Origin of the sequence: Thermococcus sp. AM4 (genome assembly GCF_000151205.2) — an archaeon.
Classification (GTDB): Archaea; Methanobacteriota_B; Thermococci; order Thermococcales; family Thermococcaceae; genus Thermococcus.
The window spans coordinates 1,797,903-1,811,447 of sequence record NC_016051.1 but is presented as its reverse complement, the minus strand read 5'-3'; the positions used below and the strand labels follow the sequence as shown (position 1 = coordinate 1,811,447).

The following is a 13,545-nucleotide window of genomic DNA, read 5'->3' as shown; positions in this document are numbered from 1 at the left end:
TGATATGGCCGAATACATAAAGTATCGTGTTCCCGCAAAGGGAGTTTCGGCAACCAAGGGTGTTGCCGAGCTGATTGAGAAGGCCGAAGAGGAAGGCATAAAGACCGCTTGGCACCGCCTCTTAGAGCAACAACCCCAGTGTGCCTTTGGACAACTCGGAGTTTGCTGTAGGAACTGTGCAATGGGGCCGTGCAGGATTGACCCATTCGGTTCGGGACCAACAAAAGGTGTCTGTGGAGCAGGAGCGGACACAATCGTTGCAAGGAACCTACTGAGAATGATAGCCGCGGGTGCGGCAGCCCACAGCGACCACGCCAGGGACGTGGTTGAGGTCTTCAAGGGAGTGGCAGAGGGAAGGTTTCAGTACTACAAGCTGACCGACGTTGAGAAGCTCAAGTCACTTGCCGAGACTCTGGGAATCAGCACGGAGGGCAAGGACGAACACGAGATAGCGAGAGAGCTCGCCGAAGTACTTGAATGGGAGTTTGGAAAACCGGGAGACGAGCCTCTCAGGATGCTTGCCCTCGCTCCGAAAAAGAGGATCAAGGTCTGGGAGAAGGCCGGTGTTCTCCCAAGGGCCATAGACAGGGAAGTCTGTGAGTGCATGCACCGGACGCACATCGGTGTCGATGCCGACCCGGTCTCGCTGCTCCTCCATGGTATACGGACCTCCCTCGCCGATGGATGGAGCGGCTCAATGATGGCCACTTACCTGAGCGACATACTCTTTGGGACGCCGAAGCCGTTGAAGGCCGAGGCAAACCTCGGTGTCCTCAAGGAAGATTACGTCAACATAGTAGTCCACGGACACAACCCGATACTCTCAACAAAAATCGCAGAGATAGCCATGAGCGAGGAGATGCAGAAGTTCGCCAAGAAGTACGGGGCCAAAGGCGTCAACGTCGTCGGAATGTGCTGTACAGGAAACGAGGTTCTCATGAGACTCGGAGTTCCAATAGCGGGAAGCTTCCTGATGCAGGAACTGGCGATAATAACCGGTGCGGTTGAGGCCATAATAGTCGACTACCAGTGTATAATGCCAGCGATAGTTGACGTTGCCCAGTGCTACCACACCAAGGTCATAACGACTGAACCGAAGGGCCACATTCCGGGGGCCGTTCACATAGAATTTAACGCCGAGAAGGCTGACGAAATAGCGAAGGAGATTGTCAGAATAGCGATTGAAAACTACCCGAACAGACCGAGGGACAGGGTACACATCCCCAAGCACAAGATGGAGGCCATAGCCGGCTTTAGCGTCGAGGCCATAGTTGAAGCCCTCGGCGGAACGCTTGAACCTCTCATCAACGCCCTGAGGGATGGAACCATAAAGGGCATCGTCGGAATAGTCGGCTGTAACAACCCGAAGGTCAAACACAATTACAGCCACGTTACCCTTGCGAAGGAGCTCATAAAGAGGGACGTGCTCGTTGTAGGAACCGGATGCTGGTCGATAGCGGCGGCCATGGAAGGCCTGATGTCTCCGAAGGCGGTCGACCTTGCCGGCCCTGGCCTGAAGAAGATATGTGAGGCACTGAACATTCCGCCGTGCCTCCACATGGGCAGCTGCGTTGACTGTTCGAGGATACTGATAGCCCTCGGAGCGCTGGCAGATGCCTTGGGGGTTGACATCTCGGACCTCCCGGCCGCGGGTTCAGCTCCTGAGTGGATGAGTGAAAAGGCAGTCTCAATAGGAACATACTTCGTGGCCAGCGGTGTGTTCACTCACCTTGGCGTTGTCCCACCTGTAATGGGAAGCCAGAAAGTGGCCAAGATTCTGACGGAGGACGTTGAGGACATTATCGGAGGAAAGTTCTACGTGGAGCCAGATCCAGTGAAGGCCGCTGAAACAATATACAACGTCATCCTCGAAAAGAGGAAGAAGCTTGGATGGCCCCTTTGATTTATTTTTGTCCAATTTTTCTTAATGGAGGTGACAGCCGTGAAGATTCTCGTCGCTGGAAAAGGGGGAGTCGGAAAGACCACGGTCTCAGCGTTGCTGGCCCACATACTCGCGGATGAGGGCTACAGCGTTTTATGCTTAGATACCGACTCGGTTCCGAACCTGGCCCAGAGCCTCGGGATTCCCTATGAGAAAGCCCTTGAGATAGTGCCGCTTTCAAGGAATGAAGAACTCGCTGAGGAGAGAACGGGAGCGAGACCTGGCTCCGGATGGGGAGTTATTTTCTCGCTCACCCCAAAGGTGGACGACCTCGTTGATAAGTACGGAATAAGAATAAGGCCAAACCTCAGTCTGGTCGTTGTGGGAAGTATTGACCAGCCAAAGGAGGGCTGTATGTGCCCATCGATAGCGCTCGCACGGGCTTTTCTAACCCATGTCCTCCTCAAAGAGAGGGATATCGTGATAGTCGATAGTGAGGCCGGTGCCGAGGTGTTTGGAAGGGGACTTGCCGAGAAGTTCGATATAATGATATGCGTTGCTGAGCCTACGCTCAAATCCCTCATGATAGCAAAAAAACTCCTGAGGATGGGTCGGGAGCTTAAGATTTCAAAGCTCCTGCTCGTCATAAACAAAGTTCGGAACACTATGGAAGCATCCCGGCTTTACGGGAAGGTCTTCTCCGATGATGCAATCCCCTACTGCACGATAAGCTTCGACGAAAATGTGGTGAAAGCCGATAACTCCGGACTTGGAGTGGATTCCATCCCGAAGGATTCCACTGTGTACAGAGATGCAATGTCCCCGGCAAAAAGAATACTGAGCCTGAAACGAAGATCGAAGGTCGGGTGATGAAAATGTGCGAGGCAAAGGCGGTAGTAGTCGAGGGGGAAAGAGAAGAGGTGGTTATGGTAGATGTCATTCTCCTGTACTTCAAGGATGGGAAGCCAGTTCTAAGAAACCTCCACGGGGAGGAAATGGTGTTCGAGGACTATGAGATAGATAGCATTGACTTCATGCACCACGTTATATACCTAAAACTGAGGTGAGCCCGATGTGCCAGTCAAGGGTTATACTCCTCAACGGAAACGGGGCCGAGGTGATAATGACGGATGTTGTTCTGATGGATGTTAAGGACGACGGGAGAATAGAAATCATGGACATCATGGGCAACAGGAAAACCCTTCATGGATGCAAGGTAGAAAGCATCGACTTCGTCTCTCACAGAATATTCCTGAGGGAGGTGAGCCAATGACGTACCTTGCCCCTATTGTTCTCCTCTTAGTTTTTGCGGCATTAATCGGATTGCTCTCCGGCGGAAGGATAATGACAAAGGTTGTGAATCTGATCTCAGCATTAGCATCCCTTGGGATATGCTACCTTGGAATCCTCGGGTTTACAAACAACCCACCCTCAGTTGCACTCAACTTATTTGAACGGGAAAGCGGCATGATAGGGTCCTTGGGGTCATTGACTCTCAAAATAACCCCTCTGTCAGCTTTTTTCCTGCTGATCCTCGGCGTCCTCTCGTTTTCGGCTTCCCTTTACGGCATTAGCTATATGGGGATGTACAAAAAGGACACGAGGCTCTACAACGTCAGCTATCCCCTCTTCCTGCTGTTTATGATGCTGACTCTCCTGACCCAGAACCTCCTCTGGTTTATAATCTTCTGGGAACTGATGACCCTCTTCTCCCAGTTCCTGGTGGCGTTTGAAAGAAACGAAAAGGCGGTTAGGGCCGCTTTCAAGTACTTCTGCATGACCAAGGCAGGGGCAGACTTCATGCTACTGGCGATAATCGTCATGATAATCAAAACGGCCGGTACGGCGGACTACTCTGGGATATCTCAGGTTCTGCCGTCTTATCTCCTCCACCACCCGGTGGAAACCTACGCCATAGCAACGGGCATGCTGGTGGGACTCGGAGTTAAAGCCGCCATGGTGCCCTTCCACTCGTGGCTTCCAGACGCTCACCCCGAGGCCCCAAGCAACGTCTCAGCCCTGCTCAGCGGAGTCATGATAAAACTCCCAGTTTATATGATGTTCGTCGTGTTTCTCAAGTTCCTGCCCCTCGATAAGTACCTCGGGCTGGGAATAGCCCTGATGGGCACGCTGACCCTTTTCTTCGGGACAATGTACGCCCTCAAACAGACCGACTCGAAGAGACTTTTAGCGTATCACAGCGTTGGGCAGATAGGCTATGTAATCTTAGCTCTTGGGGCGGGAATATACCTCCTCTCGACTGGAGACACACTCCTTGGGGCGGTTGCACTGGCCGCATCGTTGTACCATGCAATAAACCACGCAGCTTTCAAAGGCCTCCTCTTCCTCACGGCGGGTTCGGTTGTTTATAGAACCGGGAGCAGGGATCTGGACTACCTCGGAGGACTGGCAAAGTTCATGCCGATAACAGCCCTCACAGCCCTCATTGGAGCACTTTCAATAGCGGGAATGCCGCCGCTGAACGGTTTCGTAAGCAAATGGATGATATACGTCTCAACACTTCCAACATCAACGGTTCTCTCCCTCTTCGGGGCCTTCGCGCTGTTCATAAGCTCGGTAACCACCGCTTCATTCGTCAAATACTTCACGACGATATTCACAAGGCCTCCCTTGGAGAGCATTGAGGTTAAAGAAGTGCCTCCAACGATGTGGATTCCGCAGGGAATACTAGCGTTCATCTGTTTCGTCTTCGGAATCTATCCCAAACTACCGCTCAGTCTTATATCAAAAGCTCTAACGTTCCTGGGCGTTAAAGCTCCGGCGCTGAAAACGTTCCCCGGGGTCGTTGTCCCCAACACCGGAAACATTGAACCGCTGGCGATTTTCATTGTCCTCCTGTCTCTTGGAATGGCACTACTGGCTGTAACATACTCCAAGATTGCCCTGCCGGTCTGGACAACCGGAACGAGAAAGTCACTCGCCATGCGCCTCCCGGCGAGTTCCTACTACGCTTCCTTTGAGGAGGAGTTTAAGGAAGTCTACTCCCTAGGCGGATGGGCGGGGAGAGTGGTGAGCTCGATCTGGAAAGCCACAAGAAAACTCGCGGTTCTGTACGAGGTGCGGTCATATCAAGCCGACCTGATGATGGTAACCTCCGCCATAACTCTCCTGGTAATGGTTCTGATACTTGGGGGTGTGTCACTATGACTCTCGCAGGATGCATTGTAAACGTAATATTTGCAGTCATCTTTGCCCCGCTTTTAGATGGTCTCGAAAGAAAAATCAAGGCCAAACTTCAAACCCGTCAGGGACCGCCCATCCTTCAGACATGGTTTGATCTAATAAAGCTCTTCAGAAGGCCCTCGACAACCCCATCCGAGTCAATGAGATGGCTCTTCCGTCTTGGGCCTCCCATAGCACTCGCCTCGATACTCACAGCTTTCTTCTTCGTTCCAGCTATTCTGCCAGACTCAATGAGGTTCTGGGGGGACATCATAGCATTCCTCTACCTGATGACACTCGGTACCGTTGCCGTGACCCTGGGGGGCTTCTCAAGTGGAGACCCCTACGCCCAAATAGGATCCCACAGAGAGATATCCCTCTTCATGGCCGAGGAGTTTTCACTGGCCTTTATTATAGCGGCTTTGGCGGTTTCAGCCAAAAGCTTCACGCTCTCAAACCTCTTCCCCCTCCCGTTCAAAGCTTCCGCCCTTATCGGCGCACTGCTCTTCGTTGTGCTCGTGTATGTGGCCGGGGCAAGGGTTCCGTTTGATGTCGCTGAGGCAGAGCCTGAAATCGTGGAGGGGCCCCTAATCGAGTACAGTGGAAGGCAGCTTGCACTCCTAAAGCTCTCAATATATACAAAGAGACTTCTCCTGTTCACGGTCTTTCTGAACTTTTTCCTCAGGGGAACTTCAGCTATCAGGGCCACTTATTACGTGATAGGCCTGATCGTTCTATCAGTGATCTACTCCACAATAGAGGCCTCCTGCGGGAGATTCAGGACGAAGGACGCAGTGAGGTTTCTCAAGAGGTTTTCAATTCTCGGTGCCTTATGCTGGTTGTTAGCTGTAATGGGGTGGTAAAAATGGTGGTTGAGGTACTGAAAGGATGCAAGATACTGCGGCACGATGACAGGGTAACGGTCGCGGAGGTAAGTCCTGAGAGGGTCAGGGAAATAGCTAAGGGCCTATTCAACGCCGGCTGTTACTACTCGTGTGGAATGGGGGTTGATGAGAGGCCGGTCAACATGAGGTTCGCGATGTATCACGTCTTCAACTGCGAGGCCGAGAGGAGGCACGTAATTCTCAAGCTGACAACTCCCACCAACGAGCTCACACTGCCATCGATAACTCCTGTGATAGAGGGAGCCAGCTGGTCAGAGAGAGAAGCTATGGATATGTTGGGAATCATTTTTGAGGGCCATCCAGAACCGGAAAGACTCATCCTGCCTGAAGATTGGCCTGAAGGGGTGTATCCTCTGAGAAAAGACTTTCCGTACAACAAGAAGCTCCCTCCAGCCAAACCAAAGGAGGGAAGGAAGAAACCAAGGCCCGATATCATCGAAGTGCCTCTCGGGCCTTATCACCCAACTCTCCACGAGCCGGAGTACTTTGAGCTCTACGTAAAAGGGGACAAAATCGTTGATGCAAAATACAGGGGATTCCATATTCACAGGGGCATGGAAAAACTCGCAGAAAGCAGGATGACCCTCAACCAAGTACCGTTCTTGGCCGAGAGAATATGCGGCATCTGCGGCTGCACGCACTCGACTGCTTACTGTCAAGCCGTGGAAGATGCAACCAACATTTACGTTCCAGAGCGCGCAAGGTACATCAGAACAATAATGCTTGAGGTAGAGAGGTTACACAGCCACCTCCTCTGGTTTGGAGTTGCCTGTCATCTCCTTGGATTCGACAGCGGTTTCATGCACCTCTGGAGGGCCAGGGAGTACATCATGGACATAGCGGAGCTGATAACGGGCAACAGGAAAACCTACGGAATAAACCTTATCGGTGGTGTTCGGAGGGATATCCCAGAGGAGAAAAAGAGAAAGGTTCTGGAACTCCTCGACCTCGCAGAAAAGGACAGCAGAGAAATCCTCGACAACGTTGTCAAGATGGGGGAGCTCAAAGAAAGGATGGAGAACGTCGGTGTTCTTCCGAAAAAGAAAGGCAGGGAAATAGGTGTTGTCGGACCGGTTGCCAGGGCCTCGGGGATAGACACGGACGTCAGGAGGGACCATCCATACGCGGCATACGGTGACCTTGACTTTGAGGTTCCCGTTTACAAAGGTGAAGACGTTCTCTCAAGGTTCCTCGTGAGATACGACGAAACTTTCCAGAGCTTCAGCATGATAAGACAGGCACTGGACAACATGCCGGAAGGAGAGCTCATAAACGAGGACTACGAGATACCCGGCTTCAAGCTCGGCCTTGGCGTCACCGAGGCTCCCAGGGGAGAGGACGTGCACGTTGTAATAACATGGGGGGAGAACAAGGTCTACCGCTGGCATCCGAGGGCCTCAACCTACAACAACCTGCCCGCGGTTCCCGTCATGCTCAGGGGCAATGACATCGCGGACGCTCCCATAATCATAGCCTCAATAGACCCGTGCTTCTCATGCACAGACCACGTCTCCATAATAGACTCGGAAAACGGTAGAGTCCTGTGGAGAGGTTCTCTGGAAGAAGGAATCAGGAGGGTGGGCAATGGGAAGGCTTAAACTCATTTCTAAAGCCCTCTCCATAGGCAAGGTCACGGAGAAGTATCCCTTTGCGCCGATTGAGGTGCCGGAGGACTACAGGGGAAAGCCCGTGATAGATGGAGAGAAGTGCATCGGTTGCGGCGCCTGTGCCAACGCCTGCCCGCCCCAAGCAATCCAGGTCTACGATGACGTTGAGAGAGGAGTGAGGGTCGTGCACCTTTTCCTCGGGAGGTGTATATTCTGCGCCCGCTGTCAGGATGTCTGTCCGGTGGGGGCGATAAAGCTGACGAAGGAGTTTGAGCTGGCAACCCCCGATCAGGACGACCTCCATCAGGTGGTCGAGCTCAAACTTATCCGTTGCGGCAAGTGCGGGAAACCGTTCGATACCTACAGGCACCTGATACAGGTGGCGGAGAACGTTCCTCCCTGGGAGAGGAAGTCGCTCCTTCTGTGCCCCGAGTGCCGGATGGAGAAGACCTCAGAATGGAGGCTCTGGGGGTGTAAACGATGATAAAGAAAAGCCTCTGGGTCTTCCACCTCAACTCAGGCTCGTGCAACGGCTGTGACATAGAAGTTCTCAACATGTTTGCCCCAAGAAATGACGTCGAAAGGCTCGGGATAAAGCTCGTTGGAAGTCCTAGACACGCCGATGCCATAGCGTTCACCGGGCCCATCACGAGGGAGTGCCTTCCCAAAGTCATAGATGCCCTCACAGCCGTTCCCGACCCCAAAGTGGTTCTCGCTATTGGAGCCTGCGCCTGCGGGGGAGGCATCTGGTACGACACGTATTCCGTCATTGGGGGAATTAAAGAGCTCTACAAAATCCTGAAGGAAGAGTACAACATCGAACCGCCCGCTACCGTTTTCATCCCCGGCTGCCCGCCGAAACCGGAGGCCATAATCTACGGAGTTGCCGTCGCCAGAGGGATGCTCGAAAAGAAGCAGAGGAAACAGGTCTACATTGAGCCAGAGGAAAGTGTTGCTGAGGAAAAGATTCGGCTGGCGAGTCTTCTCATGGAAGCCGAAAAGACGAGACACTTCCTTCCAAAGCTTGAGGTCAGGAGGGTCTGAGGTGTCCGCGGGTAATCTCGTCACGCTCATGGAAATCATCTTCCCCCTGTACATAGCGGCGTTCATCCTCTACACAATAAGGGCCATCAAAGGTCCAACCGTCCCAGACATGATTCTAGCGGTTGACTGCATGAGCTTTGACATAGCAGCATTCATGGCGATCCTCGCGGTATACTTCAGAAGCATCTACCTCATCAGCGGGGCTATAACCCTGGCACTCTGGGCCTACCTCTTAGACGTTTACATCGCAAACCACCTCACGAAGAAGGAGGTGGGAGCATGAGCATAACCTTCATCCTCGGCGCAATCCTGATAACCATCGGCGGAATCTGCGACCTCCTTGGAGCAATCGGGCTGCTCAAGTTTCCAAACTTCTACGTCCGCCTGCACGCGGCAACCGTCGGGACAATAGGCGGGGCAGTAGTGCCGCTCTTCGGCGTTGCCTTATTAGCACTCGGCACAAACATCCCACACAAATACGCGATAGCCGGAGCCAGCCTCATCACGGGGATAATAGTCCTCCTCGCGGCTCCGGCAGGAGCAACGGCACTGGCCTACGCCGCCCACAGGAGCGGGATTGTGGAGTGGAAACCCAAGGTTGACCACCTAAAGGAGGCGAGAGAATGATCGAGCTGCACCTATCAATCCTCGCAATCACGGCCTTGATAGGTCTGGCATTCTCATACTTAGCAATAACAGAAAAAGACCTCCTCAGGGCAGTGGCCTACTCAGCAGTCCAGGCCATAGCCTACGCCATAATCTTCTACCTCCTCATGGCGCCGGACATTGTCCTCGCCTACGTGGCAATAGCGGTGGGAATATACTCGGCGCTCCTCATCTTCATCATCGGAAAAACCGAAAGGTACGAGGTGGTGTGAATGAAGCGCTTAATCGGCCTAATCATCACCCTAATCACCGTCCTTGGGGTTGCTTGTTACATTGCCCAAAACCTGACCCCACAAAAGAACCTCCACCCCCTCGGAGAATTCTACCTCCAGAACAGCTACTTCGGAGAATACTCCGCAAAAAGCCCAGAGGCAGTAACTTCAATCATCTGGGACTACCGTGGAGTTGATACACTATTCGAGACGGCCGTCTTCTTCCTGGCAATAATAGGAAGCCTAACCCTCTTCAGGCTGAGCAAAGAACAAAGCGAAGAAGCAAAACAAGGCGAGCCAAAACCAGAACTCCCAGAACCGGTGGGAACAGTGACAAAACTCATAGTCGCAATGATTCTGGCTGTTTCCGCTTCAATAGCACTCCACGGGCAATTAACACCCGGCGGCGGCTTTCAGGGTGGCTCCGCACTGGCAGTTGCTCCGTTGCTGATAATAGCAGTCTGCACCAAGTACGCGCTTGAAAAGAACGGTCTCGACAAGACGAGGGCCATAATAATCCGTTCAATCGGACTGCTCGGAGTTGTACTCACTGCTTTAGTCCCACTCCTCACGGGAGGCTACCTCATGCAGAACCAGCCCATCTTCCCGGCAAAAGCCCTCGGAGTACCCCTGGGGGGTTCTCTGGTGTTCTACAACTTCTTTGAATACCTCGCCGTTGGGGCAGGCTTCACGGCAGTCTTCCTCCTCCTGAGCATTCCAGAGGAAAAGTTCAGAAAATTCCTGGGGGTGAGGAGATGAGCACCCTCCTCTGGAGCATTACAATAACTTCCCTCCTCGCAACGCTGATCATAAGCGTTTACGGGATTGTGGCAAAGCCCAACCTCGTGAAAAAACTCATAGCGTTAACTATCTTCGGTGATACGGCCAACGTCCTCGTGGTTCTCCTCGGTTATAGGGTAATCTACCCCGTAAAGCCCCCAATTCTGCCCCAGCTCTCCAAAACGGCCCTCGGAGAGTTCGTTAGGACGGCCGTTGACCCGCTCCCGCAGGCGTTGGTTTTAACGGCAGTAGTCATTGGAATGGCGGTTAACATTCTCATAGCCTTCGCGATAATCCAGATTTACAGGATTTACGGGACGCTGGATGTGAGGGAAGTCGGCAAACTCCTCCCCAGCTTATTGAGGAGGGATGAAGCATGAAGGGCGTGATTCCAACGGCGATATTGGCCTTTGTGACGTACATCATCTTCACGGGTTCAGTTACACCCTACGACTTGGTCACTGGAGTAATAGTTGGAGTAATTGTAGGCCTCTTGGTTGGCCGCTTTCTGGTAAAAAACGATGTCAAAGCCCTCAACCCGGCCAGGTGGGCATGGGGGCTGATTTACTTCCTCTGGTACTTCCTCGTGGCTGAAGTTAAAGCCCACCTGGACGTTATTGGGAGAATAATCACGGGAAAAGTCGAGCCTGGAATCGTGAAAGTCCCGTTGAAGGTAAAGAGCGAGTACGCGAGGGCTTTGGTCGCCAACTCGATAACGAACACTCCCGGAACTGTAGTTGTTGACGTTGATGAGGATTACCTTTACGTGAACTGGATCAACGTGACTACTGAAGAGCCTGAAAAGGCCAAGAAAGAAATCTGCGAGGAGTTTGAGAAGTACGCGGAGAGAATATTCGAGTGAGGTGGTGATGATGAACGTCGTTGGTTTGACTCCCGTAATCCCAATCCTCTTCGCCTTCGCGTTACCACTGACATCAATCCTCATTAAGGGGAACAGGAGGATTGTGCTGGCTTACGCTCTAGCCGGAACGGGTTTAACAGCTGTGAGCGCTTTTAAACTCTTCCAGCTGGCTTACTCTTCAAAAGAACCGTTGATTTACACGTTTGGCGGCTGGGCGGCTCCGGTTGGCATAATTTATGAAGTCGACCGGATGAGTGCGTTAATAACCCTCGTGACCGCGGCATTGATGTTCCTCATCGCAGTCTACAGCTACCGTCACCTCGAGGGCGAGAGCGGGCTGGAATGGTACTACACGCTCTACCTCGGCCTTGAGGCGGGTTTACTCGGCGTTCTCCTGACCGGTGACGCCTTCAACCTCTTCGTTATGATAGAAGTTACCAGCATCGCAGCGTATGCTCTGGTCATGTTTTACCGTGACAGGGGAGATTCGGTGGTTGCGGGCTTGAAGTACGCGCTGATTGGAGCAGTTGGAACGACAATGTACTTCCTGGCCCTTGGAGTCCTCTACTACGCTTTTGGAACGCTGAACTTCGCCAACCTGAGTGCCCTACTCCATGGAATGGACTTCCCGGTGGTTGGGAAGCCCTGGGGAGACGTGGTTATTGCCTCTGGGATCGCCTTGGCCCTGGCAACCTGGGCGTTCCTCATAAAAGCTGCTGTGTTTCCGAACCACTTCTGGCTTCCGGAGGCCCACCCGGCGGCGCCGAGTCCAATTTCGGCTGTGCTCTCTGGGCTGGTGGTTAATGTGGGCGTTTATGCTTTGGCCAGGTTTTTGTACACCGTCTACGGTGGGACTCTAAGTTCTGGCCTGTCTGGTGTTGTCCACTCGCTTAGTGTTATTCTAATGTTCCTTGGAGCAGTTTCGGCGCTCTTTGGAGCCCTAATGATGCTCGTGCAGAGGGATGTGAAGAGGCTGATTGCTTACTCGACAGTAATGCACATGGGTTATCTGGTGATGGCGGTTGGTGTTGGGAGTGAGTTGGCGTTAAGCGCCGCACTCTTCCACATGATGAACCACGCGGTTGCTAAGGCGTTGCTTTTCCTCGCGGCTGGAGTGTTTATTCACGCTGCTGGCTCGAGGAATATTGAGGATTTGGCTGGCCTTGGGAGGAGGATGCCGGTGGCGACTTTCAGTTTGGCGGTGGCTTCGCTGAGTCTGGTGGGTGTGCCGCCGTTCAATGTGTTTTTCAGCAAGCTGCTCTTGTTCAATGCGTTTTTGGATGAAAATCCAGTGCTGGCTTTGGTGCTGGTTGTGAGTTCGGTGACGGCTTTGGTGGCTTACATTAGAGTGTTCTACGAGGTCTGGCTCGGAGAGCCCAGGGAGAACATCGAGGTTAGGGAGTGCTGGAGTATGAGTGGTGTGTGCCTAGTCTTGGCCTTGGCGTGTATTGTTATTGGCCTTGTTGCCCCCTACATTGTCAGCCACTATATTAACCCGGCGGTAGTCCAAGCAGTGAACTACAAACAATACATCCACGAGGCATTAACCTTAGCAGGGAAAATTAAAATATCTTAATAGATTCTAATTCTCGTTTTTTCAATTTTTCTTGTAAGGTCTAGTCCGAAAGGACGAGAATGTGAGGTGAACCTCCTCTCAAGGACTCTTTTGTGAATCCCCACCCCCGCGAGGAAGAAGGCGAGGCCAAACTTTAAATTAATTTAAGGAGTTAGTCTAGGAGACACTAACCCTTCGCGTTTCATCGCGTTTCATTTCACTTTTGAGAACTTAAACACAAAAAGAGGATATTATGATACTCATTCCCCACCTACCAAACCATATTTTTTAAATTCCGAGATTAGCTCGTTAACGGCCCTCTGAATGTCCTCCTCCGTTTTTGCCCCTGATACGACTATCTTCCCGCTGTTAAAGATGAGAATCGTTATCCTAGAGTTTTTAACCCTGTAGACCACACCGGGGAAGATTTCAGGTTCATATTCAACGTTCGGAAGTGTTAGTGCAACAGTGTCAAGGTCGAGCGTCCTAAAACCCGCATCGCCGGCAGCCACGATGTTCTGAACACGTATCTCGGGCTTTCCCCTGAACTTCATGCCCATGGATTCCAGCGTCTGTTTGAGCTCCTCAGTGGCCCTTTTGATTGTTTCAACGCTCTTTGCCCCCGTGCAGACGAGCTTTCCGGAGTAGAATATCAAAAACGTTACCCCAAAGGATCCCATCTTGTAAATGGCCCCTGGGAATACAGAAGGGTCGTAGTGCACGGGGTCCAATTCACTTGCCACCCTCTCGACGTCTATTTTACCGTGTAAATCGATGGAAGCGACCACGTTTTCAACCTCAAGGGGCATTTCATTCACCGCATCAAAGTTCACAATGGGAACCTTAACT

Annotated in this window: 17 protein-coding genes; 16 read left to right on the top strand and 1 reads right to left on the bottom strand. The window is 52.3% G+C overall.

From position 1 onward, the window contains the following. Positions 1 to 4: 4 nt before the first annotated feature. The 16 genes from cooS to TAM4_RS09925 are packed head-to-tail and all read left to right on the top strand — an operon-like array spanning position 5 to position 12,717. Positions 5 to 1,903, top strand: a complete 1,899-nt coding sequence (cooS, locus tag TAM4_RS10000) for an anaerobic carbon-monoxide dehydrogenase catalytic subunit (protein WP_014123107.1) — start codon at positions 5 to 7, stop codon at positions 1,901 to 1,903. 39 nt (positions 1,904 to 1,942) lie between these two features. Further along, positions 1,943 to 2,752, top strand: coding sequence for a P-loop NTPase (locus TAM4_RS09995; protein ID WP_014123106.1), 810 nt, complete (start codon positions 1,943 to 1,945; stop codon positions 2,750 to 2,752). Next, positions 2,752 to 2,949 (top strand): CooT family nickel-binding protein, encoded by a 198-nt coding sequence (locus tag TAM4_RS09990; RefSeq protein WP_237702090.1) that lies wholly within the window; start codon positions 2,752 to 2,754, stop codon positions 2,947 to 2,949. Before TAM4_RS09995 ends, TAM4_RS09990 begins: the two co-directional genes overlap by 1 nt. A 5-nt stretch (positions 2,950 to 2,954) precedes the next feature. Next, on the top strand, positions 2,955 to 3,155 hold the full coding sequence (locus tag TAM4_RS09985) for a CooT family nickel-binding protein (RefSeq protein ID WP_014123104.1): 201 nt from the start codon (positions 2,955 to 2,957) through the stop codon (positions 3,153 to 3,155). Next, positions 3,152 to 5,050, top strand: a complete 1,899-nt coding sequence (locus TAM4_RS09980) for a proton-conducting transporter membrane subunit (protein WP_014123103.1) — start codon at positions 3,152 to 3,154, stop codon at positions 5,048 to 5,050. Before TAM4_RS09985 ends, TAM4_RS09980 begins: the two co-directional genes overlap by 4 nt. Then, positions 5,047 to 5,928, top strand: coding sequence for a respiratory chain complex I subunit 1 family protein (locus TAM4_RS09975; RefSeq protein ID WP_014123102.1), 882 nt, complete (start codon positions 5,047 to 5,049; stop codon positions 5,926 to 5,928). The genes TAM4_RS09980 and TAM4_RS09975 overlap by 4 nt, the downstream gene beginning before the upstream one ends. A 2-nt stretch (positions 5,929 to 5,930) precedes the next feature. Next, positions 5,931 to 7,568, top strand: a complete 1,638-nt coding sequence (locus TAM4_RS09970; protein ID WP_014123101.1) for an NADH-quinone oxidoreductase subunit C — start codon at positions 5,931 to 5,933, stop codon at positions 7,566 to 7,568. Further along, positions 7,555 to 8,061, top strand: coding sequence for a 4Fe-4S binding protein (locus TAM4_RS09965; RefSeq protein WP_014123100.1), 507 nt, complete (start codon positions 7,555 to 7,557; stop codon positions 8,059 to 8,061). The genes TAM4_RS09970 and TAM4_RS09965 overlap by 14 nt, the downstream gene beginning before the upstream one ends. Continuing rightward, positions 8,058 to 8,621, top strand: a complete 564-nt coding sequence (locus TAM4_RS09960; RefSeq protein WP_014123099.1) for an NADH-quinone oxidoreductase subunit B family protein — start codon at positions 8,058 to 8,060, stop codon at positions 8,619 to 8,621. Before TAM4_RS09965 ends, TAM4_RS09960 begins: the two co-directional genes overlap by 4 nt. A 28-nt stretch (positions 8,622 to 8,649) precedes the next feature. Further along, a complete protein-coding gene (locus tag TAM4_RS09955; protein WP_048151070.1) occupies positions 8,650 to 8,904 on the top strand; it encodes a monovalent cation/H+ antiporter complex subunit F in 255 nt (84 codons plus the stop codon). Further along, positions 8,901 to 9,248 carry a monovalent cation/H(+) antiporter subunit G gene (gene mnhG, locus TAM4_RS09950; protein ID WP_014123097.1) on the top strand — a complete coding sequence of 116 codons (348 nt, stop codon included), beginning with the start codon at positions 8,901 to 8,903 and terminating at the stop codon, positions 9,246 to 9,248. Before TAM4_RS09955 ends, mnhG begins: the two co-directional genes overlap by 4 nt. After that, entirely contained in the window at positions 9,245 to 9,499 is a 255-nt protein-coding gene (locus tag TAM4_RS09945) for a hydrogenase subunit MbhD domain-containing protein (protein ID WP_014123096.1), read from the top strand. Before mnhG ends, TAM4_RS09945 begins: the two co-directional genes overlap by 4 nt. Beyond that, the gene (locus TAM4_RS09940; RefSeq protein WP_014123095.1) at positions 9,500 to 10,258 is read left to right on the top strand and encodes an MnhB domain-containing protein; all 759 of its coding nucleotides are present in this window, start codon (positions 9,500 to 9,502) and stop codon (positions 10,256 to 10,258) included. After that, complete coding sequence (locus TAM4_RS09935) at positions 10,255 to 10,659, top strand: Na+/H+ antiporter subunit C (RefSeq protein ID WP_014123094.1); 405 nt, start codon at positions 10,255 to 10,257, stop codon at positions 10,657 to 10,659. Before TAM4_RS09940 ends, TAM4_RS09935 begins: the two co-directional genes overlap by 4 nt. After that, a complete protein-coding gene (locus TAM4_RS09930; protein ID WP_014123093.1) occupies positions 10,656 to 11,141 on the top strand; it encodes a Na+/H+ antiporter subunit E in 486 nt (161 codons plus the stop codon). Before TAM4_RS09935 ends, TAM4_RS09930 begins: the two co-directional genes overlap by 4 nt. A 10-nt stretch (positions 11,142 to 11,151) precedes the next feature. Further along, positions 11,152 to 12,717, top strand: coding sequence for a proton-conducting transporter membrane subunit (locus TAM4_RS09925; RefSeq protein ID WP_014123092.1), 1,566 nt, complete (start codon positions 11,152 to 11,154; stop codon positions 12,715 to 12,717). Positions 12,718 to 12,956: 239 nt separating this feature from the next. Here the strand turns inward: TAM4_RS09925 and TAM4_RS09920 are convergent, their stop codons facing one another. After that, on the bottom strand, positions 12,957 to 13,505 hold the full coding sequence (locus TAM4_RS09920; RefSeq protein ID WP_014123091.1) for a TATA-box-binding protein: 549 nt from the start codon (positions 13,503 to 13,505) through the stop codon (positions 12,957 to 12,959). Between the last annotated feature and the right edge of the window lie 40 nt (positions 13,506 to 13,545).

What these genes read in the sequence shown, in the direction of transcription:
- cooS (WP_014123107.1), top strand. Translation starts at nt 5, where the DNA reads ATGGCCGAATACATAAAGTATCGTGTTCCCGCAAAGGGAGTTTCGGCA.
- TAM4_RS09990 (WP_237702090.1), top strand. Translation starts at nt 2,752, where the DNA reads ATGAAAATGTGCGAGGCAAAGGCGGTAGTAGTCGAGGGGGAAAGAGAA.
- TAM4_RS09985 (WP_014123104.1), top strand. Translation starts at nt 2,955, where the DNA reads ATGTGCCAGTCAAGGGTTATACTCCTCAACGGAAACGGGGCCGAGGTG.
- TAM4_RS09980 (WP_014123103.1), top strand. Translation starts at nt 3,152, where the DNA reads ATGACGTACCTTGCCCCTATTGTTCTCCTCTTAGTTTTTGCGGCATTA.
- TAM4_RS09975 (WP_014123102.1), top strand. Translation starts at nt 5,047, where the DNA reads ATGACTCTCGCAGGATGCATTGTAAACGTAATATTTGCAGTCATCTTT.
- TAM4_RS09970 (WP_014123101.1), top strand. Translation starts at nt 5,931, where the DNA reads ATGGTGGTTGAGGTACTGAAAGGATGCAAGATACTGCGGCACGATGAC.
- TAM4_RS09965 (WP_014123100.1), top strand. Translation starts at nt 7,555, where the DNA reads ATGGGAAGGCTTAAACTCATTTCTAAAGCCCTCTCCATAGGCAAGGTC.
- TAM4_RS09960 (WP_014123099.1), top strand. Translation starts at nt 8,058, where the DNA reads ATGATAAAGAAAAGCCTCTGGGTCTTCCACCTCAACTCAGGCTCGTGC.
- TAM4_RS09955 (WP_048151070.1), top strand. Translation starts at nt 8,650, where the DNA reads ATGGAAATCATCTTCCCCCTGTACATAGCGGCGTTCATCCTCTACACA.
- mnhG (WP_014123097.1), top strand. Translation starts at nt 8,901, where the DNA reads ATGAGCATAACCTTCATCCTCGGCGCAATCCTGATAACCATCGGCGGA.
- TAM4_RS09945 (WP_014123096.1), top strand. Translation starts at nt 9,245, where the DNA reads ATGATCGAGCTGCACCTATCAATCCTCGCAATCACGGCCTTGATAGGT.
- TAM4_RS09940 (WP_014123095.1), top strand. Translation starts at nt 9,500, where the DNA reads ATGAAGCGCTTAATCGGCCTAATCATCACCCTAATCACCGTCCTTGGG.
- TAM4_RS09935 (WP_014123094.1), top strand. Translation starts at nt 10,255, where the DNA reads ATGAGCACCCTCCTCTGGAGCATTACAATAACTTCCCTCCTCGCAACG.
- TAM4_RS09930 (WP_014123093.1), top strand. Translation starts at nt 10,656, where the DNA reads ATGAAGGGCGTGATTCCAACGGCGATATTGGCCTTTGTGACGTACATC.
- TAM4_RS09925 (WP_014123092.1), top strand. Translation starts at nt 11,152, where the DNA reads ATGAACGTCGTTGGTTTGACTCCCGTAATCCCAATCCTCTTCGCCTTC.
- TAM4_RS09920 (WP_014123091.1), bottom strand. Translation starts at nt 13,505, where the DNA reads ATGCCCCTTGAGGTTGAAAACGTGGTCGCTTCCATCGATTTACACGGT.